The 25,573-nt window shown below is 70.4% G+C and carries 19 protein-coding genes; 8 read left to right on the forward strand and 11 right to left on the reverse strand.

The annotated features are described in order from the left end of the window. Positions 1-21 precede the first annotated feature (21 nt). Positions 22-633: a glutathione S-transferase family protein gene (locus JI745_RS20245; RefSeq protein WP_201811174.1), complete on the forward strand. Its 612-nt coding sequence runs from the start codon at positions 22-24 to the stop codon at positions 631-633. A gap of 86 nt (positions 634-719) precedes the next feature. Further along, positions 720-1,907 carry a glycerophosphodiester phosphodiesterase gene (locus JI745_RS20250; protein ID WP_201812693.1) on the forward strand — a complete coding sequence of 396 codons (1,188 nt, stop codon included), beginning with the start codon at positions 720-722 and terminating at the stop codon, positions 1,905-1,907. On the opposite strand, the gene JI745_RS20255 is transcribed toward JI745_RS20250, so the two are convergent. Together JI745_RS20255 and JI745_RS20260 are read right to left on the reverse strand one after the other, a co-directional pair. Further along, entirely contained in the window at positions 1,904-2,173 is a 270-nt protein-coding gene (locus tag JI745_RS20255) for a hypothetical protein (protein WP_201811175.1), read from the reverse strand. The genes JI745_RS20250 and JI745_RS20255 overlap by 4 nt on opposite strands. Before the next feature lie 31 nt (positions 2,174-2,204). Next, entirely contained in the window at positions 2,205-2,903 is a 699-nt protein-coding gene (locus JI745_RS20260; RefSeq protein ID WP_201811177.1) for a DUF899 family protein, read from the reverse strand. A 142-nt stretch (positions 2,904-3,045) separates the two neighbouring features. On the opposite strand from JI745_RS20260, the gene JI745_RS20265 reads away from it, so the two are divergent. Next, complete coding sequence (locus JI745_RS20265; protein ID WP_201811179.1) at positions 3,046-4,011, forward strand: hypothetical protein; 966 nt, start codon at positions 3,046-3,048, stop codon at positions 4,009-4,011. Between the two features lie 4 nt (positions 4,012-4,015). On the opposite strand, the gene JI745_RS20270 is transcribed toward JI745_RS20265, so the two are convergent. From JI745_RS20270 to JI745_RS20290, 5 genes are all read right to left on the reverse strand, one after another. Next, complete coding sequence (locus JI745_RS20270) at positions 4,016-4,855, reverse strand: aldo/keto reductase (protein ID WP_201811181.1); 840 nt, start codon at positions 4,853-4,855, stop codon at positions 4,016-4,018. Between the two features lie 14 nt (positions 4,856-4,869). Continuing rightward, the gene (locus JI745_RS20275; RefSeq protein ID WP_201811184.1) at positions 4,870-5,862 is read right to left on the reverse strand and encodes a tripartite tricarboxylate transporter substrate binding protein; all 993 of its coding nucleotides are present in this window, start codon (positions 5,860-5,862) and stop codon (positions 4,870-4,872) included. After that, positions 5,859-8,306, reverse strand: a complete 2,448-nt coding sequence (locus JI745_RS20280; RefSeq protein ID WP_236675066.1) for a CaiB/BaiF CoA-transferase family protein — start codon at positions 8,304-8,306, stop codon at positions 5,859-5,861. The genes JI745_RS20275 and JI745_RS20280 overlap by 4 nt, the downstream gene beginning before the upstream one ends. A 5-nt stretch (positions 8,307-8,311) precedes the next feature. After that, positions 8,312-11,644, reverse strand: a complete 3,333-nt coding sequence (locus tag JI745_RS20285) for a carboxyl transferase domain-containing protein (RefSeq protein ID WP_201811188.1) — start codon at positions 11,642-11,644, stop codon at positions 8,312-8,314. Positions 11,645-11,714: 70 nt separating this feature from the next. Further along, a complete protein-coding gene (locus tag JI745_RS20290) occupies positions 11,715-12,134 on the reverse strand; it encodes a PaaI family thioesterase (RefSeq protein WP_236675067.1) in 420 nt (139 codons plus the stop codon). A gap of 103 nt (positions 12,135-12,237) precedes the next feature. On the opposite strand from JI745_RS20290, the gene JI745_RS20295 reads away from it, so the two are divergent. Continuing rightward, the gene (locus tag JI745_RS20295) at positions 12,238-13,881 is read left to right on the forward strand and encodes a sigma-54-dependent Fis family transcriptional regulator (protein WP_201811190.1); all 1,644 of its coding nucleotides are present in this window, start codon (positions 12,238-12,240) and stop codon (positions 13,879-13,881) included. 4 nt (positions 13,882-13,885) lie between these two features. Here JI745_RS20295 and JI745_RS20300 read toward each other — a convergent pair whose 3' ends face one another. Further along, positions 13,886-14,446 carry a histidine phosphatase family protein gene (locus tag JI745_RS20300; RefSeq protein ID WP_201811192.1) on the reverse strand — a complete coding sequence of 187 codons (561 nt, stop codon included), beginning with the start codon at positions 14,444-14,446 and terminating at the stop codon, positions 13,886-13,888. A gap of 103 nt (positions 14,447-14,549) precedes the next feature. On the opposite strand from JI745_RS20300, the gene JI745_RS20305 reads away from it, so the two are divergent. Beyond that, positions 14,550-15,224 carry an alpha/beta family hydrolase gene (locus JI745_RS20305; RefSeq protein ID WP_201811194.1) on the forward strand — a complete coding sequence of 225 codons (675 nt, stop codon included), beginning with the start codon at positions 14,550-14,552 and terminating at the stop codon, positions 15,222-15,224. Between the two features lie 105 nt (positions 15,225-15,329). After that, on the forward strand, positions 15,330-17,546 hold the full coding sequence (locus JI745_RS20310) for an ATP-binding protein (RefSeq protein ID WP_201811196.1): 2,217 nt from the start codon (positions 15,330-15,332) through the stop codon (positions 17,544-17,546). A gap of 18 nt (positions 17,547-17,564) precedes the next feature. On the opposite strand, the gene JI745_RS20315 is transcribed toward JI745_RS20310, so the two are convergent. The 3 genes from JI745_RS20315 to JI745_RS20325 form a co-directional block, all read right to left on the reverse strand. After that, entirely contained in the window at positions 17,565-20,243 is a 2,679-nt protein-coding gene (locus JI745_RS20315) for an ATP-binding protein (RefSeq protein WP_201811197.1), read from the reverse strand. A 65-nt stretch (positions 20,244-20,308) separates the two neighbouring features. Beyond that, positions 20,309-21,454, reverse strand: coding sequence for a PAS domain-containing sensor histidine kinase (locus tag JI745_RS20320; RefSeq protein ID WP_201811199.1), 1,146 nt, complete (start codon positions 21,452-21,454; stop codon positions 20,309-20,311). 17 nt (positions 21,455-21,471) lie between these two features. Next, on the reverse strand, positions 21,472-22,275 hold the full coding sequence (locus JI745_RS20325; RefSeq protein ID WP_201811200.1) for an alpha/beta fold hydrolase: 804 nt from the start codon (positions 22,273-22,275) through the stop codon (positions 21,472-21,474). 82 nt (positions 22,276-22,357) lie between these two features. On the opposite strand from JI745_RS20325, the gene JI745_RS20330 reads away from it, so the two are divergent. Together JI745_RS20330 and pdeM are read left to right on the forward strand one after the other, a co-directional pair. Continuing rightward, positions 22,358-24,892, forward strand: a complete 2,535-nt coding sequence (locus JI745_RS20330) for a ligase-associated DNA damage response DEXH box helicase (RefSeq protein WP_201811202.1) — start codon at positions 22,358-22,360, stop codon at positions 24,890-24,892. Then, a complete protein-coding gene (gene pdeM, locus JI745_RS20335; RefSeq protein ID WP_201811204.1) occupies positions 24,889-25,545 on the forward strand; it encodes a ligase-associated DNA damage response endonuclease PdeM in 657 nt (218 codons plus the stop codon). The genes JI745_RS20330 and pdeM overlap by 4 nt, the downstream gene beginning before the upstream one ends. The last annotated feature ends 28 nt before the right edge of the window (positions 25,546-25,573 follow it).

Below are 25,573 nucleotides of genomic sequence, written 5' to 3' on the forward strand. Positions count from 1 at the left end.
CCAACACCGGGAGACACACGCATGAAGCTTTACAACGCCCCCATCCCCGCGCCCAACCCGCGCCGCGTGCGCATCTTCCTCGCCGAGAAGGGCCTGAGCCTGCCGCTCGAAGACGTGTCGATCCGCGACCGCGCGCACAAGTCGCCCGAGTTCCGCCAGAAGAACAGCCTCGGCCAGCTCCCGGTGCTCGAGCTCGACGACGGCAGCCACCTGTGCGAGAGCGTGGCCATCTGCCGCTACCTCGAAGAGCTGCACCCGTCGCCGCCGCTCTTCGGCCGCACGGCGCTCGAGCGCGCGACGGTCGACATGTGGATCCGCCGCATCGAGCTGACAGTGATGACGGCGGTGGGCGCGGTCTGGGTGCACACCCACCCGTTCACCGCGCGCCTGGGCACGCAGTACAAGGACTACGGCGAATCCAACCGCGAGCGTTATGCGAAGGCCCTGCAGTGGCTGGACCGCGAGCTGGAAGGCCGCGAGTTCGTGACAGGACGCGAGTACACGATGGCCGACATCATCGGCCTGACGACGGTCGACTTCGCCAGATTCATCGGCCTCGACATGCCGGCCGACACGCCGCACCTGCACGCCTGGCATGCGCGCGTGTCGGCGCGGCCGAGCGCCCAGGCCTGAGGCGGCGAAGGGTGCCCACGGTCACGCCGTGGTCATGTGCGCTGCCTAGAGTCGGGCGCTTCGCCCCCATGGAGCCTGACGTGCCGATGACCCTCTTGCGCCGCTGCGGCCTGGCCGCTGCCCTGATCCTCGCTGCCCACCTCACCACCGTCGCCCACGCCACCCCGCCGCGCGGGCCGGGGGCGGACGCAGCCCCCATCGTGATCGCCCACCGCGGCGCCAGCGGCTACGTGCCCGAGCACACGCTCGCCGCCTACTGGCTGGCCATCGAGCAGGGCGCCGATTACATCGAGCCCGACCTCGTGATCACCAAGGACGGCGTGCTGGTCGCCCGCCACGAGAACGCGATCGCGATCCTCAACGCCGACGGCTCGCTGCGCGAAGCCACCACCGACGTGCACGAGCGCCCCGAGTTCGCCTCGCGCAAGACCACCAAGCTGATCGACGGCACGAGCATCACCGGCTGGTTCACCGAAGACTTCACGCTTGCCGAGCTGAAGACGCTGCGCGCCCGCGAGCGGCTGCCGCAGGTGCGCGTGGCCAACACGCGCTTCGACGGCATGTTCGAGGTGCCCACGCTCGACGAGGTGCTCGAGCTCGTGAAGGCCGCCAACGAGCGCCGCCGCAGGGAAGCCCGCGACGAGCGCGACGGCAAGGGCCACAAGGGCCACGCCGACGTGCGCCCGATCGGCGTCTACCCCGAGACCAAGCACCCGACCTACTTCCAGACCATCGGCCTGCCGCTCGAAGAGCCGCTGGTGCGCACGTTGCGCCGCCACGGCCACGAGGGCCGGCACGCAGCGGTGTTCATCCAGTCCTTCGAGACGGCCAACCTGCGCAAGCTGCGCCGCATGACCCAGCTGCCGCTGGTGCAGCTGCTCAACGGCTCGGGCCGCCCCTACGACTTCGTGGTGAGCGGTGACCCCCGCACCTATGCCGACCTCGCCAAGCCCGCCGGCCTGGCCGACATCGCCAGCTACGCGCAAGGCATCGGCGCCAACACCAACCTGATGATCCCGCTGGTGGGCGGCCGCCTGGGCACGCCGACCACGCTGGTCGATGATGCGCACAAGGCCGGCCTCATCGTGCACGGCTGGACCTTCCGCGCCGAAAACGTCTTCCTGCCCAACGACTTCGACGTCGGCACCGACCCCAACGCGCTCGGCCAGCTCGACGGCCAGGTGCGTGCCTTCCTCCGGCTCGGGATCGACGGCTTCTTCACCGACCACCCCTTCCTCGGCCGGCAGGCGCGCGACGCGTTCCTGAGGCCCTAATCGCGACGCGTGAGCCGGTCGTCGCGCGCGTCGATCCACAGCACGGCGCAGTGGTAGCCGAAGTCGAGCGCGTCCGTGGCGCTCGCGTGGTGGCGGTCCGGCACGTCGACGGCCACCTCGTCTTCGCTCTCCGAGCCGCGCACGTGCACGCTCACCGGCCACAAGCCCAGCGGCGAGTGGGCCACGGTGGAGAGCCGCACGCGGTGGCCGCCGTGCGCGCCGATGGCCTCGACCCGCACGCCCTGCTGGGTGATTTCGTACTTCACGCCATGTGCCTCGGTGTGCCTGGCCCTGGGCTCAGTACTGCAGCTTCGGGTACCAGTCGGTGCCGCGGCCGCCTGGCGTGAGGTCGAGGACGGACCAGAGGGAAGCGATGTCGGGCGCGTCGCGCGGGTCCTGGCCGGGGTCGGCCATCTCCTTCGTCATCTCGCTGGCCCAGAAGAGTCGCACCTGGTCGCCGTCGCGCTGGAAGACGGTGAGCGCCGGGTACTCGCCGTCGGGCTGCAGCAGGCCGAGATCCTTCGCGTAGTCGTCGCCCACGGTCTGCACGAAGTTGAGGTCGCGCCACCCTCGCTCCTGCGCGAAGGCGTATTGCCGGCCCACCGGCGAGCGGCTGAGGATCTTCAGCGCGACGCGCTGCTTGATGTCGGCGGCGTTGCCGTTCACCGCGCCGAGCCAGTTGGTGCACATCGGGCAGGGGCGCTCACGCTCGGGACCGTACATCCAGTAGTAGGTGACGAGCGTGTCCTTGTCGCCGAAGAGATCGATGAGCTTGCACTCGAAGCCCTGCTCGTCCTTGAAGCGGTAGTCCTTGCTGATCACCGGGCCGGGCGGCAGGGCGCGGCGCTGCTCGGTGAGCCGCGTCATGTGGCGGCGGAACTCGATCTCCTCCTGCAGCAGCTTGCGCCGTGCGTCGTCGTACTCGGGCGAAGCGCCGGGGAAGGGGGTCTTGGCATGGCGGGCCAGCTCGGCTGCGGGCGTGAGGGCTGCAGGCATGGGCAAACTCCTGTCGAATGGCGGGCCCTGCCGGTGCGGCAACCACCGTTCCCGGGCGCGCAGGGCTGTGCGGTGGCCCCAGTAGACTCCGGCGGCTGCGGGCCGACCGGCCCGATGACCGTGATCAACCGAGGAGCTGTGCGTGACGAAGTGGATGCGATGGGTGGGTGCTTGTGTCGTGCTGGCTCTGGCCGGGTGTGGTGGTGGCGGCGATGCCGGTGGCGGCTCGGGCCCGGGTTTCGGCGACCCGCGAAACGGCACCTACCTCGCCTATGCGGCGAACGGCCGCATCTATGACTTCACCGTCAACTTCGACAGCGGCACCTACCGCATGGCCGGCAACGGCATCGATGCGCAGGGCAGCTTCACGGCCGGCGGCGGCTCGTACATCATCGGCGGCAACGCCCGCTTCCGCACCGCCACCGATCTGGTGGCCGGCGGCTTCAACTTCGGCAGCGGCGTCACGAGCTTCATCGCGGCGCGCCAGTTCGTCACCTCGGCGGCCGGTCTCACGCCGTACACCTTCAACGAGTTCGGCATCAACCTCGGCACCCCCCATACCGCCGGCGGCGCTTCTTCTCGCTTTGCCTCCGGCAGCACCCTACAGACCTGCACCGACGCCACGATCTACACGATCGCCGCCTGCCCAGCGGGATCGGTCTACACCTACGCGCTGACGTTCAACGGCAGCGACATCACGGGCGTCGACGCAGGGCACGCCAATGCCACGATCCGCTTCCGCGTGGCGCGCTCGGGCAGCACCCTGGTCTACCTGCGCGCCGAGACGCCCAGCGGCGGTGTGCCGGCCTTCCGCATCGGCTTGCCTGAGGCTGCGGGCTTGGCGGGCGGGACCTTCATCGGGGCCAGCAACGTGGGCAACTGGGCGACCACGACCCTGACGGCAGGCAGCTACGACATTGCCGGCCTGCGCGCCAATGGCGCCAACTTCAACGACGGAGCAGTCTTGTCGGCGCTCAACGCGGATCAGCCGGCTGGCATCCGCAGTGGTGTGCGATCGAGCGACGGCGTGTCGCTTCTCGTGATGCAGGGCGGCCCGCTGTCGGTGGTGGTGGGCGCAGGCGGCTACCTCGAGATTGGCCTGCAGTGATGCGCTAAAGCATGGCGAGGGAGCTCGCTCCTTCGGGTGGCGGGAAGAGCGCGTCGAGCTCGTGCAGCTCGTCGGGCGTGAGCGGCTTGTCGAGCGCCCCGGCGTTTTCCTCCACACGCGCGGGATGGCTGGTCTTGGGGATCACGATCGCGTCGCGCGCGAGCAGCCAGGCGAGCGCCACCTGCGCCGGCGTGCGGCCGGTGCGCAGGGCGAAGGCCCCGAGGCCCGGGTCGCGCAGCAGGCGGCCCTGGTCGGTGGGCGAATAGGCCATCACCGGGAGGCCGTGCTCGCGCTGCCAGGGCACGAGGTCCCACTCGATGCCGCGCTCGCCCAGGTGGTAGAGCACCTGGTTGGTCTGCACCGCAGCGCCGCCGGCCAGCGCGTGCAACTGCTTCATCTTGCGCAGGTCGAAGTTGCTCACGCCCCAGTGGCGGATCTTGCCGTCGCGCTGCAGAGCCTCGAAGGCCTGCACCGTCTCGGCGAGCGGCACGCTGCCGGGCCAGTGCAGCAGGTAGAGGTCGATGCGGTCGGTGCCCAGGCGCTTCAAGCTCGCCTCGCACGAGGCCGGCATCGCGCGCTTCGACGCGTTGTGCGGGTAGACCTTGCTGACCAGGAAGACCTCGTCGCGCCGCCCGGCGATGGCCTCGCCGATGAGGCTTTCGGAGCGGCCGTCGCCATACATCTCGGCGGTGTCGATCAGCGTGAGGCCGAGGTCGAGGCCACGTCTCAGGCTGGCGATCTCGTCGGCGCGGCGCCGCGGGTCGTCGCCGATGTTCCAAGTGCCTTGGCCGAGCGCGGCGACACGGTCGCCGCCGGGGAGGGTGATGTGCTTCGTCATGCACATCACCATAGCCCGATTCACTCCAGAGAGACGGCCTCGCGCTGAATGACCGCACCCCAGGAAGCCACTTCGCGCTCGATGCGCTTGCCGAAGGTGGCCGGGTCCGACATCAGCGGATCGCCACTGGCGGCGAGCACGGCGCGGGCCTTCTCGTCCTTGAGCACGGCCTGCGCGACGGCGTGGACCTTCTGCACGATCTGCGGCGGCGTACCGGCCGGCGCCAGCATGCCGGTCCAGAAGGTCACCACCACGTCGGGGTAGCCGGCTTCCACCACGGTGGGCACCTCGGGCAGCTGCGCCATGCGCTTGGTGGCCGTCACGGCAATCGGCTTGAGCTTGCCGGCTTTGATGTGCGGCACGCCGGCCCAGGTGTCGAAGAGCAGGTCGATCTCGCCGCTCATCGTGGCGAGCTGCGCCGCCGCCGCGCTCTTGTAGGGGATGTGCGTGGTCTTCACCTCGGCCTTGTTGGAGAGCATGGCCATCGACAGGTGGCCGATGTTGCCCGGGCCGGCCGAGCCATAGCTGAGCTTGCCTTCGTTCTTCTTCGCATAGGCCACGACGTCCTTCAGCGACTGCACGTTGTGCTTCTGCGCCCACTCGGGGTTGGCCACGACGATGAAGGGCGCGTCGAGCACCATCGTCACCGGCGTGAAGTCGCTGGTCTTGTACGAGATCTTCTTGTAGATCTGCGGGTTGATCGTGATGCTGCTGGAGTTGGTGATGACGAAGGTGTAGCCGTCGCCGGGCAGGCGTGCGGCGGTCGACAGGCCGAGCACGCCGTTGGCGCCGGCCAGGTTCTCCACGATCACGGTCTGGTTGAGGGCCTTGGCCATGTGGTCGGAGATCACGCGGGCCACCGTGTCGGTGAACGAGCCTGCGGGGAAGGGCACGATGATCTTGATCGGCTTGCTGGGCCAGTTGTCTTGCGCGACGGCCGGTGCCGCAAGGCTGGCGCCGAACACGAGCGCCGAGGCCAGGGCCAGGCGGCGGCTGAGGGATGCGGGCTTCATCTTGTCTCCTTTTGATCTGGGGTGTGGCGGGGGGTGGTCTTGGGGGCCTTGGGCCGCGCGGCGGTGCCGGTGATGCCCAGCGCGTCGAGCGTGGCGAGGCGGTCGGGGTTGACGCCGAGCACGCGCGAGAGCACCTCTCGTGTGTGTTCGCCGAGCGTGGGTGACACGCGGCGCAACGGCAGGGCGTCGGGGCCAGGGCGGAAGTAGGGCGTGGTGGCGAGATAGGTGCCCACGTGGGCACGTTCCACCGGCTGGAAGAAGCCGCGCTCACGCAGGTGCGGGTCGCGCAGCACCTCGGCCATGGAAGCGACTGCGCCGGCGGCCACGCCCGCGTGCTGCAGCGTGTGCATCGCGTCGTGCGCGTTGCGGCTGCGTGCCCAGGCGGCGATGGCGTCATCGAGCCGGTCGTGCGCGGCGCGCCGGCCGGCGGCGGTCGCGAGCGTCGCGTCGGCTCCGAGATCGGCCCGGCCGATCACGCGGCACAGCGACTGCCACGCGGCATCGCCCGTGGCGCTGACGAGCAGCCAGGCATCGTCGCCCGCGCAGCGGTAGACACCGTGCGGTGCATGCACCGGGTGGCGGTTGTTCTCGCGCGCTGACACCGCACCGTGCGCCGACTGCTCCAGCAGGTAGGGCGCGGTGTTGGGCAGCATCGCTTCCACCTGCGAGAGGTTGAGGTGCCGGCCCTGGCCGGTGCGTTGCTGCGCCCACAGCGCCAGCAGCAGCGCGGCGCCCGCGTTGAAGCCGCCGGTCGGGTCACCATACGCATACGAGGTCATCGCCGGCGGGCCCTCGGGGTGGCCGGTGTAGAGCGGCAGGCCGCTCGCCTGCTCCAGAGTGCCGCCGTAGGCGCGCGTGTCGCTCCATTCGTTGTGCAGGCCGAAGGCGGGCATCGAGACCATCACCAGCCGCTCGTTGATCTGCTTCAGCGCCGCGTAGTCGAGCCCGAGCTTGGGCAGCACCTCGGCCGAGTAGTTCTCGATCACCGCATCGGCGCCAGCCACCAGTTGCAGCATCAGCGACTTGCCGTCGGGGTGTGTCAGGTCGAGCGTGACCCCGAGCTTGTTGCGGTTGAGCAGGTTGAAGTTGCTGTTCTTCTCGTACAGGCGATCGCGGTAGAACTCGTCGGTGAAGTTCGTGCCGCGCCACCAGTCGGGGTAGACGGTGCTCTCGACCTTGATCACCTCGGCGCCGAGGTCGGCCGCGGTGCGCGAGGCCAGCGGCCCGGCCCAGCCCATGGTGAGGTCGACGATGCGGATGCCTTCGAGCGGCAGGCGTTGCTTCGGCGCGGGGGTGAGTTTCTGCGGGCTGTGCTGCAGGCCGCTGCCTCGGTAGTGCGCGTCGTGCTCGCCGAGCGAGGGCGCACGGCCGCCCGGCAGCGGGCCGGCGGTGTCGAGGCGCAGCGGCACGACCGGGCCTTCGACCGTGTGTTCGCCGAATTGGACCGGCACGAAGGCCCCTCGCTCGCGGTGCACCGCCTGCTGCAGCAGCTCGTCCATCGTCGGCACGAAGACGGCCGGCAACTTCTGCGCGCCGAGCACCTGGAACCAGTGTGCGGCAGTCTTGGTCTTGAACGCCTCGATCAGCCACGCGTCGATCTCGTCGGCATGCGCCATGCGCGCCTGCCCGTTGGCGAAACGCGGGTCGCGCGCCCACTCGGGGCGGCCGAGCGTCTCGCACAGCGTCGTCCACTGCGGCAGCGTGTGGCTGAAGATGCCGATCCAGCCGTCGGCCGTCTCGAAGATGCCGGTCGGGTGCGTGGCGCAGAAGCGGTTCACGCCCAGGCGGCCGGGGTGGCGCTTGTCCTGCACGATGCCGGCTTCCATCTCCACGGTGCCGAAGGCGGCCTCGTGCAGGCTCACGGTGTAGCGGCGGCTGCCGTCCGTGCGGCCGATGAGGGCACCGACGGCCGCCGAGAAGGCGATGAGCCCGCCCACGATGCCGGTCTGCACGTCGTGCGGCAGGTGCGGCGGGCCGTCCTTCGGGCCGCTCGCGTGCGCGGCGCCCGATAGCGCGCGACAGATGGCCTCGCTGCCGTTGAAGCGGGCATACGGGCCGCTCTCGCCGAACCAGGTGATGTCGACGGCGATCGGCGTGTGCTCGCCCGGCACGGCCGCCCACACCGGCTGCGCGAGCACCCCCACGCCGTGGGTGAGCGCGCGGGCATCGAGCACCACGTCGCAGCTGCGCGCGAGGCGCGCCAGCCACGCGCCGTCGATGGCGCTGGGGCGGGCCAGCACGCTGCGCTTGTGGGTGTTGAGCCAGGCGAAGAGGGCGCTCTCGCCGCCCACGAGCGGCGGCATCTGCCGCCACGCATCACCGTCAGGTGCTTCGGCCTTGATGACCTCGGCGCCGAAGTCGGCGAAAAGCTTGCCCGCATACGCGAGTGCGGGGCCGGTGCCGACCTCCAGCACACGCAGGCCGTGCAGTGCGAGTTCAGACATCGCCATCACCACGCGTCCACGAAGCCACGGCGCGGCCGCTGCGCGCGCAAGGCGCTGGCGGTGATGCCCTGGGCGATCCACTGGCGCGTGTGCGCCGGGTCGATCACCGCGTCGACCTCGGCCGCGTGGCCCACGCTGATGGCATGGCCGCGCTGGTAGGACTCGGCCACGAGCTTGTCGTAGAGCGCGCGGCGCTCGGGGCCGTCGGGCAGGGCCTCGAGCTCCTTCTTGAAACCGAGGCGCACCGCGCCTTCCAGCCCCATCGGGCCGAACTCGCCGGTGGGCCACGAGACGCTGAAGTCGGCCGAGCGGAAGCCGCCACCGGCCATCGCCATCGCGCCCAGGCCGTAGCCCTTGCGCAGCGCCACCGCCAGCAGCGACACCCGCAGCTTGGCGCCGGCGAGGAACATGCGCGAGACGTGGCGCACCTGGGCCTTGGCCTCGACCTCGGGGCCGACCATGAAGCCCGGGGTGTCGATCAGCGACACGATGGGCAACGCGTGCGCGTCGCAGAGCTGCATGAAGCGCGCCGCCTTGTCGGCCGCGTCGGCATCGATGGCGCCGCCGAGGTGGTGCGGGTTGTTGGCCATGATGCCGACCGGCCGGCCTTCGATGCGCGCAAGCGCGGTGTGGATGCCGGCGCCGAAGCCGCTGCGCAGCATGAGCACGCTGCCGACGTCGGCGATGCCTTCGATCGCCTTGCGGGTGTCGTACACGCGCAGCCGGTTCTCCGGCACCACGTGGCGCAAGGCGCGCACGTCGGGCGCCGTCCACTCGCTCACCGGCCCCTGGAACATCGACAGGTAGTGCTTGGCCGCCCGCACCGCCTGCGCTTCGTTGTCGACCAGGATGTCGATCACGCCGTTGGCGTACTGCACCGAGGCCGGGCCCACGTCTTCGGGACGGAAGACGCCGAGCCCGCCGCCTTCGATCATGGCGGGGCCGGCCATGCCGATGTTGGCGCTCTTGTCGGAAATGATCACGTCGCAGCAGCCGAGGAAGGCCGCGTTGCCCGCGAAGCAGCGGCCCGAGACGATGCCCAGCACCGGCACCTCGCCGCTCAGTTCGGCGAAGGCCGCGAAGGAGGGCTGGATGAGGCCCGAGATCGACGGGATGTCGACGTCGCCCGGCCGGCCGCCGCCGCCTTCGGCGAAGAGCACCAGCGGCAGCTCGTCGCGCAGCGCCACGTCGACGATGCGATCGGTCTTCACGTGGTTGCGCTTGCCTTGCGTGCCGGCGAGCACGGTGGCGTCGTAGGCCATCACGGCGCTGCGCGCATTCGCCTTGCCGACGAGCGCACCGTTGATGTCGCCGATGCCGGTGACGAGGCCGTCGGCCGGCGTGTTGGCGATCAGGTCGTCGAGGCTGCGGCGGCTCGCCTGCGCGGCGATCGCGAGGCCGCCGTATTCGACGAAGGTGCCGGCGTCGCAGAGGTCGGCCACGTTCTCGCGGGCGGTGCGCTGGCCGCGTGCGTGGCGGCGGGCCACGGCATCGGGCCGGTTCTCGTCGAAAAGGTGCGCCTGGCGGTCGAGCACACGCTGCAGGTCGGGGCGGATCGCATCGGGGTCGTGCGACTGCGCGGCGCTCTGCGCGGCGGCGTCGGCATCGGCCGGCTCCAGCACGATGAGGATCTGGTGCTCCTGTACCTGCTCGCCGGCCGCGAGGCGCAGGTCGATCACCCGCCCGCCCTGCTCGGCGGAGATGGTGTGCTCCATCTTCATGGCGTCGAGCACGGCAATCGTCTGGCCAGGCTGCACGAGGTCGTCGACCTTCACCGAAAGCTCGACCAGGCGGCCGGCGAGCGGTGTGCGGATGGCGACGGCGCCTTCACCCACGGTCTCGTCGAGGTCGGCCGCACCAGGCGCCAGGGGCACCGAGTGGCGCACCGAATCGCCGAGCAGTGCGTCGCGGGCGTGCTCGGCCTGGGCGATGGCCGCAGCCGCCTCCACCAGCGCCGGCACGATGGATTCGAAGTGCCGCGTGTGCACGTCCTGCACCGCGAAGTCGTCGCGTTGCACCAGCGCACGCAGCACGTCGAGGTTGGTCGGCACGCCGACGATGCGGAACTCGCCGAGCGCGCGCTGCAGCCGCCGCACCGCATCGCCGAAGCGCGGCGTGGTGCTGGTGACGATCAGCTTGGCCAGCAGCGTGTCGAAGTGGGGCGAGGGCGCGTAGCCGGTGTAGCCGTGGGTGTCGACGCGCACGTCGGGGCCGGTGGGCGGGTCGAATCGTTCGAGCCGGCCGTGCGCGGGCTTGGCGAGGCCGCTCGCGTCCATCGCCTCCGCATTGATGCGTGCCTGGATGGCAAAGCCGCGCAGCGGCGGCGGCCACGCCGGGTCGAGGCCGAGGTCCTGCAGGTCGCGGCCGCTCGCGAGGCCGAGCTGCAAGGCCACGAGGTCGACGCCCGTCACCTGCTCGGTGATGGTGTGCTCGACCTGCAGGCGCGGGTTGGCCTCGATGAAGACGAAGTCCTTCTGCTCGCCGGCGGCCGTCTCCTCGACCAGGAACTCGAAGGTGCCGAGGCTCTTGTAGTTCACCTTCTGCGCCAGCTTGCGCGCACTGCCCAGGATGCGCTCGCGCAGCTCGGTGCTCAGCATCGGGCTGGGTGCGATCTCGATCAGCTTCTGGAAGCGGCGCTGCAGCGTGCAGTCGCGCTCGCCGAGCGCGATCACCTGCTTGCCGTCGCCGGCGATCTGCACTTCGATGTGGCGGGCGCGGGCGACCAGGCGCTCGGCGTAGACCGCGTCGACGCCGAAGGCGCTGGCCGCTTCGGAGCGGCAGCGGGCGTAGGCCTCGGCCAGGTCTTCGCGCTTGCGCACCACGCGCATGCCGCGGCCACCACCGCCGCCGACGGCCTTGATGACGATGCCGGCATCGCTCTTCGCCTGTGACACTTGCTCGTCGAAGAACCGGGTGATGGTGTCGAGCGAGGCATTGCCCGCGGTCGAGGGCATCACCGGCACCTGGCAGTCGATCGCGAGCTTGATCGCGCGGCCCTTGTCGCCGAAGAGCGCGAGCTGCTCGACGGTGGGGCCAACGAAGGTGATGCCCACCTCGGCACACGTCTGCGCGAAATCGGCGCGCTCGCTCAGGAAGCCGTAGCCAGGATGCACGGCGTCGCAGCCGGTGGCTTTCGCGGCGGCGATGACGGCGGCGATGTCGATGTAGGCCGCGGGGCCGCTTGCGTCCAGCGCATGGGCCTCGTCGGCGAGCAGGCGGTGGCGCGAGTTCGCATCGTCCTGCGAATACACCGCGACGGTGGCGATGCCGAGATCGCGTGCCGCGCGTTGCACACGCAGGGCGATCTCTCCTCGGTTGGCGATCAGCAGCTTTTTCAAGAGATGTCTCCGGTGTCGTCGTGTCGGCCCACGATGGAGCCGGTGGTCGGGCTTGTCTGTCGCCCGTGGGTCATGTGTTCTCTCTGAGGATCAGCTTGAAGACACCGCGCGCCACGGCGACGACGGTGCCTTCGGGGTTCACGATCTCGCCTTCGCAGAAGGCCATCGACTTGCCGCGCTTGGTGCAGCGCCCGATGACCATCAACTCGCTGCGCGAGGCCTCGAGAAAATGCGTGGTGAGGTCGACCGTGATCGCGCCGTAGCGCAGCGGGTCGTGCGCACGCGCCGCGGCGCTGAGCGTGAAATCGAAGGCGCTCATCAAGGTGCCGCCGTGGATGTCGCCGCGGCTGTTCACGAGCCGCGGGTTCCATTCGAGCTGCGTCTTGCAGCAGCGCTCGTCCAGCGACACCGGCTTCAGGCCGATGTGTTCCATGAAGGGCACGTCGATGCCGAAGTAAGGGCCCAGGCCGGGCGGGAGGTCGGTCTTCATGGGTGTGCCTTAGTGCACAGCCTGTGCCACGCGCCGGAAGGCTTTTGAGACCCGGTTTTGTCGTCGCTGACTACACTCGGTGTTTTCTCCGGTGTCGTTGTGCATGTCTGAACAACACTTTTCCGAGGTCGACACATCGCTCGGCGTGCTGGTCCGGCGCGGCGGCGAGGTGGTGGCGGCCCTGGGCCTGGCGGCCGACGCGGCGGTGCAGGCATCGCTCGTGTCGGCGATGCACCTCGCACCCGATCGCAGCCTCTTCGAAGCCCACCTGCCCGATGGCCCGGTGGTCGGCGTGGCGCTGCATGCGCACGACACCGAGATCGCGATCGTGCGACCCACCGGCACCGAAGGCCGCACGCTGCTCGACTTCGTGGTCGCCGTGCCCTTCGCCTTCGACATCCTCGAACAGATCCTCAACGACCCCTACCAGGGCATCACGGTCGCCGACCACACCGGCACCATCCGCTACATCAGCCCGGTGCACGAGAAGTTTCTCGGGCTCTCGTATGGCGGTGGCATTGGCAAGTCGGCCGAGGAGGCGATCCCGAATTCGCGGCTGCGCGCGGTCATCGAGTCGGGCAAGGCCGAGATCGGCAAGCCGCAGAGCTTCGGCGAAGGCGTGACGCGTGTCGTCAACCGCAGGCCGATCCGCAAGGATGGCCGCATCGTCGGCGCGGTGGGGCAGGTGATGTTCCGCGACGCCGAGGCGGTGTCGCAGATGGCCGCCGAGATGAACCAGCTGCGCTCGCAGCTCGAGTTCTACCGGCGCGAGCTCGATGGCTTGCGCGAGACGCGCGAGGCGACGGCGGAGCTCGTCGGCGACAGCCAGGCGATGCAGCGCCTGCGGCACGAGGTGGCGACCGTTGCGCGGCTCGACGTGCCGGTCTTGATCCTCGGCGAAAGCGGCACCGGCAAGGAGCTCGTTGCCCGCGCCATCCACAAGCTCGGCCGCGGCGCGCACGAGATGGTGAGCCTGAACCTCGCCGCGCTGCCGGCCAGCCTGATCGAGTCGGAGCTCTTCGGCCACACCGCCGGTGCCTTCACCGGCAGTGCGAAGCAGGGCCGCGCCGGCAAGTTCGAGATGGCGAACGAGGGCACGCTCTTCCTCGATGAAGTGGGCGACATCCCGATGGACGTGCAGATCAAGCTTCTGCGCGTGCTCGAGGAGCGCGTGGTCGAGCGGCTGGGCAGCCACGCCGGCAAGAAGATGACCTTCCGCCTGGTGTCGGCCACGCACCGCGACATCGACGAGCTGATCGAGAGCGGTGCTTTCCGCCACGACCTCTTCTACCGCATCAGCGGCGTGACGCTGCGCGTGCCGCCGCTGCGCCAGCGGCTCGAAGACATCCCCGCGCTGCTCGCGCATTTCGTGAAGGCCTTCTGCGACCGCAACGGCCTGCCGGTGCCGAAAGTCGAGCCCGGCGTGGCCCGCTACCTCGCCGACCAGCCCTGGCCCGGCAACCTGCGGCAGCTGCGCCACCGCATCGAGGAGGCGCTGGTGTTCTCGTCGCACGAGCTGCTGACGCTGGAGGCTTTCACGCGCAACGACGCAGCGCGTGGGCAGCCGATGGTCATCGGCTCATCACCCGGCCTTCGCCCCCCACCGGCGGCGCCCGCCGCACCGCGCTTGAAAGACCACGAACGCGCCGCCGCCCGCCGCGTGCTCGAGGAATGCGGTGGCAACAAGAAGCGCGCCGCCGAGCAGCTCGGCATCTCGCGCTCCTACCTCTACAAGCTGCTCGGCTGAGCGTCTACGCCACCATCAGGCGCCCTCCGAGCGTCGGCTTCCGGTCGGCGCCCGCCTGCAGCAGCAGCCCTTCGCCCGAGGCGACACCGCCACCGACCAGGGCGGTCAGCACGAACTGGTGCGTCACCCACACCTCGAAGCGGCCCCGCTGGCGGGGCACCGCCGCCAGCGCCGCGCGCAACTCCTGCAGCGCCGCGTCGTTGACCGCCTCCGTGCCCGCCCGGGGCGAGCCGAGCGCGGGCCAGGTCTCGGCGCGGTTGAACGCCAGGCGGGCCGTGTCGACACAGCGGCACCACGGGCTGCTGCGCACCACGGCCGGTGCGAGCTGGCGCTCACGGAACCAGGCGCCGATGCGCTGCGCCTGCTCGCGGCCTTCGTCGTTGAGGTTGCGCTGGGTGCTGCAGTCGTCGAGCCGGAAGCCGGGCGGGTCGTAGGTGCCGGGGGCCAGCGAGTGACGGAAGGCTATCACCACACCGCCGGCCGCGAGCCGCGCGGCGACTGGGTCGTCGGCGCGCGCTGGCCAGGGCCACACGCTGGCGGTGATCAGCAGTGCTCGTCGTTGCATGCGTCGCTCCCGCAGCCGGCGGGAAGGGCTGCGAGGCGCAGCGTATCGAGGCCGCGCGCCCCGTGCGACATCGGGGTCTTGTGGGCGTGCGATGCTCGCCGGCATGACCTCGCCCCAGCCCCTGAGCTTCGACGTGCCCGGCAGCGGCGCGGTGGCGGCGCTGTCCATGACGCCCGCCGACCCCATCGCCGGCTACGTGTTCGCCCACGGCGCCGGTGCCGGGATGGACCATGCGTTCATGTCCCTGCTGTCCGACGAGCTCGCGCAGCGCCGGGTCGCGAGCTTTCGCTTCCAGTTCCCGTTCATGCAGCAGGGCAGCAGACGGCCCGACACGCCCGCGGTGGCACAGGCCGCCGTGCGCGCGGCCGTGGCCGAGGCGCGCCGCCAGTGGCCGGCTCTGCCGCTCTTCGCCGGCGGCAAGTCCTTCGGCGGGCGCATGAGCTCGCAGGCGCAGGCCGCCTCGCCGCTGGCCGAGGTGCGTGGCCTCGTGTTCGTCGGCTTCCCGCTGCACCTGGCCGGCAAGCCGAGCGTGACGCGGGCGGCGCATCTCGCGCAGGTGCGGGTGCCGATGCTCTTCCTGCAGGGCACGCGCGATGCGCTGGCCGACCTCACGCTCCTGCGCGAGGTGCTCGCGCCGCTCGGCCCGCGCGCCACCCTCGCCGTGGAGGACGATGCCGACCACGCCTTCCATGTGCGCGTGCGCAGCGGCCGCACCGACCCACAGGTGCTGGCTTCGCTGGCCGACACGATGGCGGCGTGGTGCGCCACGCATCGCTGACGCGGGCCGGGCTCGAGCGCCTGCCCGGTCGAAGAGCGCACGGCGGCGCCCCCTTGAAAACTCTGATAGCGTCTCGGGGTTTAAATCAACCGGCCGCGATTTCGCTTGAGCATTCGCACGCTTCTCCTGCTGTTGGTGCTCGCGGTGTGGTTGCCGGCGGTGGCGGGTTTCGCGCTGCTCGCGCGTACGACCTACCTGCGCGAGGCCGATGACGCCCGGCAGGACATCGAGCGGTTCGCGCAAAGCCTCAGTTCCCTGGTCGAGGGCGAGCTCGACAAGCGGGTGGCCATCGCGTCGACGCTCGGTGCGTCGCGCACCCTGCTCGAAGCGCCGTTGCGCCGCTTCCACGAAGAAGCCGGCGCGGCCATGCGGGATTCGGGTGACTGGGTGATGCTCGTCGACCGCGAGCGGCTGCTGCTCAACACGCAGGTGCCCTACGACGGCTACACGCCGACCGATCGGCCGCCGGGCTCGACCTTCGTGACGGCCGCGCCACGCGTGACCTTCTCGGTGCAGAGCCTGCTCGCGAAGGACCCGGTGCTCGTGGCCTATGCCGCCGAGCGCCGCGAGCCGGTCCGCTACAACGTGGGCGTGGCGTTCTCGCCCGCGGTGGTGCAACGGCTGATCGACAAGACCGCGCCCTTCGGCAGCCTGGCCGCCGTGCTCAACGCCGAGCAGCTCATCGTGGCGCGCAACCGGGATCCGCAGAAGTGGGTGGGCCAGCCGGCCGGCGCCGAGGTCCAGCGACGTGCGAAGACGGGCACGAGCAGCTACGGCGAAACCGTCACGCTGGACGGCGTGCCGTCGCTCACCTATGTCTCGTCTGCCAACCGCCACGGGTGGAACGTGGTGCTCGCGCTGCCGCAGGAGGCACTCACCCAGTCGGCGCAGCGCCTCACCGCGCAGACGCTGGCGGCGGCCGGCGCCTTGCTGCTCATCGGCCTGGGCATCGCCATCGCGGTCACGCGCAAGATCGGCCAGCCCATCGTGCAGCTGCACGAAGCGGCGCTGCAGCTGGGCCGCGACGAGGTGCCCACGGCCCTCTCGACCGGCGTGGCCGAGCTCGACGAGGTCAGCCGCACGCTCGAGCAGGCCGGCCGCCGCTCGCACGAGGCCACGCTCACCCTGCAGAAGGAAGTGGCGCTCGCCGTCGACGAGGCGCGCAAGGCCCAGGCCGCCCTGCTCGAGGGCCAGAAGCGCGAAGCCATCGGGCGCCTCACCGGCGGCCTCGCGCACGACTTCAACAACCTGCTGCAGACCATCAGCACCGGCCTGCACGTGGTCGACCGGCAGACCGGCGACGAGGTGCCGCACCGGCGCTTCCTCGAGGCGGCGATGCGCGCCACCGGCAAGGCGGCCGATCTCGTGAAGCAGATGATGACCTTCGGCCGCGCGCAGCCGCTCAGGCCGCAGCCGGTCAAGCTGCTCAACTTCGTGCTGCAGACGCAGGAGCTCACCCGGAAGGCGGTGGGCGAGCGGGTGCAGCTCACGGCCGAGATCGAGCCGGCGCTGCCGGCCGTGCTGGTCGACCCGGCGCAGCTGGAGCTGGCCCTGCTCAACCTCATCTTCAACGCCCGCGATGCGATGCCCGAGGGCGGCGCCATCCGGATCAGCGCCCGCATGGCGAACAGCGAAGAAAGCGCACCGCTCGGCGGCAAACAGCATGTGTGCCTGCAGGTCAGCGACAACGGCGCCGGCATGAGCCCCGAGACCCGGGAGCGGGCGTTCGATCCCTACTTCACCACCAAGCCGATCGGCGCCGGCACAGGTCTTGGCCTGGCCCAGGTGCTCGCGTTCGCGCGCCAGTCGAACGGCGACGCGCGCCTGGACAGCATGGCTGGCGTCGGCACGCGCGTGACGCTGCTGTTGCCGGTGACGCACCAGGCCGAGTTGGCGGTCGAGCCGGAAGCGACGGCACGGGAAGCCGGCCGCGCGTTGAGCATCCTGATGATCGAAGACGACTCGCTGGTGTCGTCGGTGGTGGTGCCCGCCTTGCGCGACGCGGGGCACGAGGTCACCCACAGCAGCTCGGCCGACCAGGCGCAGGCGGTGCTCACCGGTCGCACCGACTTCGACGTGCTCTTCACCGACGTCGTCATGCCCGGCAAGCTCTCGGGCCTGGACCTCGTCGACTGGTGCCGCGTGCACCTGCCAGCGATGGCAGCCGTGGTCGCCACCGGCTACAACACACGGGAGACGCGCGCCGACGTGCAGGAGCTGCGCAAGCCCTACAGCCTCGACGACTTGCTCGCTGCCTTGCAGCGTGCGGTACAGGACCGCGTACAGGACCGCGCGGCCGGCTCGGCCGCCTCGGCCGCCTGAGCCGGGCGGCCCAGGCAGTCAGCCCGGGGGCGCGCCGCGCCGCTCGACCAACTGGGCGGCCGTGGCCAGCAGCGAGGGCGGGTCGATGGGCTTGGCGCAATGCCGGTCGAACCCCGCCGCCAGCGCACGCACCCGGTCTTCCTCGCGCGCGAACGCGGTGAGCGCGATCGCCGGCACCCGGCCGCCTTTCTCCGGCGGCAGGCGGCGCAGCTGGCGCAGCAGCTGGTAGCCGTCGGTGCCTGGCATGCCGATGTCGGAGACCACCAGCCGATAGCGACCGTGCTCGATGGCCCGCAGTGCGGCGTCGGCGTTGTCGGCTTCGTCGACCTGCGCGCCGCTCTCCTCCAGCAGGCGGCGGATCAGGTCGCGCGAGTCGGCGTCGTCGTCGACCACCAGCACCCGTGTGCCCTGCAGGCGCTCGTCCTGGTCGGCCGCCCCGAGGGTGTCGGCCGACCCCAGCGCCTCCTGCACATCCAGCAGCGGCAGGCGCACGCGGAAGGTCGCGCCCAGGCCCTCCCCTTCGCTGTGCGCAGTGACACTGCCGCCGTGCTGCTCGACGAGGTGGCGCACGATCGAAAGACCCAGCCCCAGGCCGCCGAAGCGGCGGGTGATGGACCCATCGGCCTGGCGGAAGCGTTCGAAGACATGCGGAAGTGCGTCGGGCGCGATGCCCACGCCGGTGTCGGCGACGTCGATGACGGCGTGGCTGTCGTCGTGGTACAGGGTCACGCGCACACGGCCGCCGCGTGGCGTGAACTTGATGGCATTGGCCACCAGATTCCACACCACCTGCTGAAGGCGGTTGGCATCGCCGCGCACCTGGCCCGTCCCGGCGCTGGCCTGCAGCTCGAGCTCGACGCCGGCCGAGCGCGCACTCGGCGCGATGGCCTCGACCGCCGCGGTGACGAAGGCAGACGCCTCCACCGCCTGCAGGTCGAGCACCAGCTTGCCGGCCGAGATGCGGCTCATGTCGAGCAGGTCGTCGATCAGCTGCACCTGGGTGTTGGTGCTGCGCTCGATGACGTCCAGGCCCTTGCGCAGCTCGGCATCGGCGCCGGCGAGCTTGCGCCGCAGGATGTGCACCCAGCCGCGGATGGCGCTCAGTGGCGTGCGCAGCTCGTGCGACAGCGTGGCGAGGAACTGGTCTTTGATGGTGCTGGCGCGCTCGGCCTCCAGGCGCGCGTTGCGCTCGCTGTCGAGCAGCATGGTGCGCTCTTGCGCCGCCTGCTGCGCGCGAGCGTAGAGGCGGGCGTTGTCGATCGCGATGGCGGCCTGGCTGGCAATGCCGACCGCAAGACGCTCGCTGCGTTCGGTGAACACGCCCGGCTCGGGGTGGCCGAAAAAGAGGCCGCCGATCACTTCGCCCGAGCGGGCGATCACCGGCGCCGCGAGGTAGCTGCGCACCGGCAGGTGGCCCGCCGGCATGCCGCGATGCGGATCGAAATGCCCATAGCGCGCGTCCTGGCGCACGTCGGCAATGCGGATGGGCGCCTCGCCGCGGAAGGTCGGGCCGAAGAGGGCGGTGGGGCGCGGATGGCCGAGTTTCTCGAAAGCTTCCCGCGGAGCACCCGAGAGCGCGAAGAGCATCAGCGCCTCGCCGCGCTCGTCGACGCCGTTGTAGAAGAATGAACCGAACTTCGCGCCCGTGAGCTCGGTGGCCGCGTCGGTGACACGCTGTACGAGTGCTGGCAGGTCGAGCTCTGCGGAGAGCGCCGCGCCTGTGCGGTTGAGGATCTCGAGCGAGCGCGCCTCGTCGCGCAGCGCTGCATCCGAGCGCAGCCGCTCGAGCGTGTCCCAGCAGCGGTCGACGACGGTGCGCACCAGGGCGATCTCGTCCTCGGTCCAGTGGCGCGGCACCGACTGGTGCACCGCCATCGCCGCGACGAAGCGGCCGCGCTTGTGCAGCGGCACGCAGATCACCGCCTGGATCTTCGTGAGGCGGTAGGCCGACAGGTCGGTGCCAGCCGTGACGGGATCGGTGTCGACATCGTGGTTCACGTACGGCTCGTTGGCCTGCATCAGCCGCCGGACTTCGTGGCCGAAGTTCGTGAAGCGGTAGCGGCCCACGATGCTGTCGACGCCGTCGTTGTGGTCGCCGATGAGGTCGAAGGTGTCCTGGTCGTCGAGCACCTGCGCATAGGCGCAACGGCTTACGCCGAGGTAGCGGCCCAGCATCTCGGCGGTGAGCTTCATCGCAGCGGCCGGCTCGGAGAGCGCGCGCGTGGCTTGCGACAACTCGTCGAGGAAGCGGTAGCGGCGTTCCGCCAGCACGCGCTTCGTGGTCTCTGCGAAGGTCACGAGCACGCCGCCCGGGCGGCCGTCGTCGTCGTGAACCGCGCTGTACGAGAAGTTGAAGTAGCAGTCTTCGGGGTAGCCGTAGCGCTCGATGGTGAGCTTGAAGTCATCGAAGCCGATCGCGCGGCCGTGCAACACGTCCTGCCACATCGGCCCGATCTTCGGCCAGATCTCGTTCCACGTTTCGGCGGCCGGCTGGCCCAAGGCGGCAGGATGCTTCGCTCCGAGGATCGGCTTGTAGGCGTCGTTGTAGATCTGGATGAATTCAGGGCCCCAGGCGAGGTACATCGGCAACTGGCAGTCGAGCACCAGCGCCACCGCGGTCTTCAGTCCGAGCGGCCAGCGCTCGGCCGGCCCGAGTGGGGTGCGTTCCCACGCGAAGTCGCGCGTGCGGGCCGGCATTTCGTTGCCCGCCGCCTGCGATGAAGCCAGCGATTGGGTGTCGATCCGGGGTCTTGAGCTGTGCGTCACGGTTGCTGGGGCTGGCGCACGCGGTCGGCGGCGGCGTAGCGCGGAAACGTTGCGCAGAAGGTGGTGCCTTCCACAGCGGACGAGCTGACGCGAATGTCGCCCCCATGGCCGCGGGCGATCTCGCGCACGATGAAGAGGCCGAGGCCCACGCTGCGTTGAGTGCGGGTCGCCGAGGTGCCGCGCACCATCGGCTCGAACAGGCGCTGCTGCAGGTCCTCGGGGATGGGCGTGCCGAAGTTGTGGACGCACACGGCGACCTCGTCTGGCCTCACGATCGACGTGGCGGTCACCGGCTGGGCCGGGTCGCCATAGACCACCGCATTGCCGACCAGGTTGCCGATCAGTTGGGCCAGGCGATCGGCGTCGACGTCGGCACGGCCTTCGCCCTCCTTCTGGTGGACCAGGCGTATGTCCGGAAAGCTCGTCGACAGTTCGACGAGATGCTCGCCCACCAGCTCGTGCAGGTCGACCGATGCCGGGTGCATGGCGAGGCCACGGCCCACACGGGCGGCGGTGAAGTCGAGCAGGTCGGCGATGAGGCGGTGGGCACGGTGCGAAGAGTTGACGATGCGGCCGAGCACCGACTGCTGCTGCGGGGTGAGCTCACCGCGGCGCAGCAGATGCGCACCGACCTCGATCGCCGTCAGCGGATTGCGCAGGTCGTGGCTCACGATGCCGATCATCTGCTCGGCGAAGAGTGCCACCTCGCGCTCCTTCTGCAGCAGGACTTCGGCCTTCTGCCGGGCGAGCAGCAGCTCGTGTTCGTAGCGGTGCCGGTCTTCGGCGACGAAGACGGAGACCTGGTGGTACGTGCGGCCTGCATGCTCGATCCGCAGTGCGTTCATCATCATCGGGAGTCGATGGCCATCGCGCCGGCACATTTCGACTTTCACCTCGGCCACCGACCCCTGTATCTGCATGAGCGGCGCCCAATGGGTCTGGTGAAAGATGCGCCCACCCATCGTCAGCAGGTCTTGCAGGCGTCGCCTGCCTACCAGCTCCGCGGCGTCATAGCCAAGCCACCGGCAGAAGGTCGTGTTGGCCTTGACGATCGCGCCGTCGGGACGTGTCAGCAGCAGCCCGCACGAGGCGAATTCCGAGAGCTGAGAGTCGCTCGGAAGTGCCGCGCCGTCGTCTTCCATGGTGGTCGCATGGCCCCTCAGTGGCCGAGTGAGACGAGGAACTCGTCCATCGCATCCGCACACGGGCCAGGGGCGCTCAGGTGCGGGCAGTGGCCCACGTTGTCGACCACGCGCAGCATGCTCTGCGGCCACTGGCGGTGCAGGTAGTCGCCCACCGCCAGCGGCGCGATCAGGTCGTCTCGCGACTGGATGATGAGCGCCGGCGACTTGAACGCGGGCAGGTCGCGGCGGTTGTCCGACATGAAGGTCACGCGGGCGAAGTGCTTGGCAATGTCGGGGTCCGTGCGGCAGAAGCTGTTGGTGAGCTCCGAGCCCAGCTCGGGCTGGTCGGGTGCGCCCATGATGGCCGGCGCCATGTTGCTCGACCAGCCGAGGTAGTTGCTCTCCAGCGTCTCCAGCAGGGACTCGATGTCGCTGCGCTCGAAGCCGCCGATGTAATCGCCATCGTTGATGTAGCACGGCGACGGCCCCACCATGACGTGCCCCTTGAAACGTCCGGGGGCTTTCAGGTCGGCCAGCATGCCGATCATGGCGCTGACAGAATGCCCGACGAAGACGACGTCGCGCGACTCGGTCGTGTCCAGGATGTCGAGGACATCCTCGGCGTGGCCTTGCAGGCTGTCGTACTTGCGGCGATCGTAGAGCGCGAGGTCGGAACCTCCCATGCCCATCAGGTCGAACAGCACGACCCGGAAGCGCTTCGCATAGTCGGGAGCCAACAGACGCCACATGCTCTGGTCGCAACCGAAGCCATGGGCAAACATGACGGTCATGGGGCCGTCGCCAATGACGTGAACGTTGTGACGTTTGAGGACTTGCATGGTGAGACCCGCGCGTGAAGGCGGGCGTGATTGTGCGGCAAGGGCCAAAGGCCCGGCTGGCACAAGGCCGCCTTCGGTCGAAATGCAACTGCTGGCCTGGATGTCCGCTCGCGGCTGGGTGCCGTTCGACTTCCAGCGCGAGGTGTGGGGCGCGGTGGCGGCCGGCGAGTCGGGCCTGCTCCATGCCACCACCGGGGCCGGTAAAACTTACGCGGTGTGGCTGGGCGCGTTGATGGCGTACATGCGGCCGGCAAAAAAGGCCGATGCGCTCACCGTGCTGTGGATCACGCCGATGCGGGCGCTGGCCGCCGACACCTTGCGTTCGCTGGAGCCGCCGCTCGCCGGGTTCAGCGGCATGGCGCCGTGGACCGTGGGTGCGCGCAGCGGCGACACCACCGCCGGCGAGCGCAGCGCACAGAACCGGCGGCTGCCCACGGCGCTCGTCACCACGCCCGAAAGCCTCTCGCTGCTGCTCGCACGTGCCGATGCGCGCGAGGTGCTCGGCAGCGTGCGCATGGTGGTGGTCGACGAGTGGCATGAGCTGCTCGGCAACAAGCGCGGCGTGCAGGTGCAGCTGGCGCTGGCGCGGCTCAAGCGCTGGTCGCCATCGCTCGTGGTGTGGGGCATGTCGGCCACGCTCGGCAACCTGGAAGACGCGATGCACACGCTGCTGGGCCACACGGCCGGCCGGCTGGTGCGCGGCCGCCTCGACAAGGCGCTCGTGATCGACTCGCTGCTGCCGCCGCGCGCCGACCGCTTCCCCTGGGCCGGCCACCTCGGGCTCACGATGCTGCCGCAGGTGGTCGACGAGATCGCGGCCAGCGGCAGCACGCTGGTCTTCACCAACACCCGCTCGCAGTCCGAGATCTGGTACCACGCGATCCTCGAAGCGCGGCCCGAATGGGCCGGGCTGATCGCGCTGCACCACGGCTCGCTCGACCGCGCGGTGCGCGAATGGGTGGAGCTCGGCCTCAAGAACGGCGAGCTGCGCGCGGTGGTGTGCACCGCAAGCCTCGACCTCGGGGTCGACTTCCTGCCGGTCGAGCGCGTGCTGCAGATCGGCTCGCCGAAAGGCGTGGCGCGCCTGCTCCAGCGTGCCGGCCGCTCCGGCCACGCGCCGGGGCGCAGCTCCCGCGTGACGCTCGTGCCCACGCACAGCATCGAGCTGGTGGAAGGGGCCGCGGCACGCGCGGCGGTGGCCTCGGGGCAGATCGAATCGCGCCATTCGCCCCAGCAGCCGCTCGACGTGCTGGTGCAGCACCTGGTGACGGTGGCGCTCGGCGGCGGCTTCGTCGCCGACGAGCTCTACGACGAGGTGCGCGGCACCGCGGCCTATGCGCAGCTCTCGCGCGAGAGCTGGGCGTGGTGCCTGGCCTTCGTGCAGCAGGGCGGGCCGTCGCTCACCGCCTACCCGGACTACCGCCGCGCCGTGCCCGATGAGGATGGCGTGTGGCGCGTGCCCGATGCCCGCCTCGCGCGCCGCCACCGCGCCAACATCGGCACCATCGTCAGCGACGCCAGCATGACGGTGCAGTACCTGGGGGGTGCCAAGCTAGGCAGTGTGGAAGAGAGCTTCGTCGCGCGGCTCAAACCCGGCGACGTGTTCCTCTTCGCCGGGCGGCAGCTCGAGCTGGTGCGCACCCACGAGATGACCGCCTTCGTGCGCCGCGCCACCGGCCGCAAGCCCGCCGTGCCGCGCTGGAACGGCGGCCGCATGCCGCTCTCGACCACGCTGGCCGACGCGGTGGTGCAGCAGCTCGCGCTGGCCGACGCCGGCCGTTTCGAGAGCCCCGAGCTGCAGTGCGCCAAGCCGCTGCTCGACCTGCAGCACGAATGGTCGGCCCTGCCCACGCCGGGCACGCTGCTGGCCGAGCACATCGCCACGCGCGAGGGCACGCACCTCTTCCTCTACCCCTTCGCCGGCCGGCATGTGCACCTGGGCCTGGCGAGCCTGATCGCGTGGCGGGTGGCGCAGCACAGCCCGCGCACCTTCTCGATGGCGTTCAACGACTACGGGCTGGAGCTGCTGTGCGCCGACCCGCTGGTGTGGGACGAGCTGCTGCCGCAGGTGCTGCAGCCGGCCGCCGACGAAGCCGCGCTGCTGCACGAGGTGCTGGCCAGCCTGAACGCGAGCGAGCTGGCGCGCCGCCGCTTCCGCGAGATCGCGCGGGTGTCGGGCCTCATCTTCCAGAGCTTCCCCGGCGAGAAGCGCAGCGCCAAGCAGCTGCAGGCCTCGTCGTCGCTTTTCTGGGAGGTGTTTCGCAAGTACGACCCGGCGAACCGCCTCCTGCAGCAGGCCGAGGCCGAGGTGCTCGCGCAGGAGCTCGAGATCGGCCGCCTGCGCGCGAGCCTCGAACGCATGGCACGGCAGCGGCTCGTGCTCACGCACCCGGCGCGGCCGACGCCGTTTGCCTTCCCGCTGATGGTGGAGCGCTTCCGCGAGCAGCTGTCGAACGAGAGCGTGGCCGACCGCATCTCGCGCATGGTGGCGCAGCTGGAGAAGGCCGCCGGCGGCGCCGAGGCGGCGCCCGTCGACGAGGTGCGCGAGCGCCTGGGCTTTGGCGCTGCGGCACCCCAGAAGAGTGCGCCTCGTGCGCGCCGGCGGGTGCGGCGATGAGAGGGCACCTGAGCCTCGACATCGCCGGCGAAACGCTCTGGCTGCTGCCCGAGCGTGCGCTGTGGTGGCCCGCGCGGCGCATGCTCTTCATCGCCGACCTGCACCTGGGCAAGGCGGCCGCGTTTCGTGCCCAGGGCCACCCGGTGCCGGCCGGCACCACGCGGGGCAACCTCGAACGGCTCTCGGCCTTGTTGCGCCGGCACCAGCCCGACGAGCTGGTGGTGCTGGGCGACTTTCTCCATGCGCCTGAAGCCGTGACGCCGTCGGTCGAGGCCGCGCTTGCCGACTGGCGCACCGAATTCCCCCTGCTGCGCGCGACGCTCGTGCGCGGCAACCACGACCGCCGCGCCGGCGACCCGCCCGCCGCGGCCGGTGTGACGGTGGTCGACGAGCCGTGGCGCATCGGCCCGTGGGCCGCCTGCCACCACCCGCAGGCCGTCGCGGGGGCGCTGGCCCTCGTCGGCCATGTGCACCCCTCGGTGCGGCTGTACGGCCGCGGCCGCGACCGGCTGCGCCTGCCGTGCTTCGTGCTCGATTCACGGCAACTGCTGCTGCCTGCCTTCGGCGAGTTCACCGGCGGATGGGAGGTCGAAGCGGCCGACGAGCAGCAGGTGTTCGTCGTCGGCGACGGCGGTGTGTGGAAGTTGCCTTAGTTGAGGGGCTTGTGGCGGAACTTGGCTC

The sequence above is a fragment of the Piscinibacter sp. HJYY11 genome (assembly GCF_016735515.1).
Lineage (GTDB): Bacteria > Pseudomonadota > Gammaproteobacteria > Burkholderiales > Burkholderiaceae_C > Rhizobacter.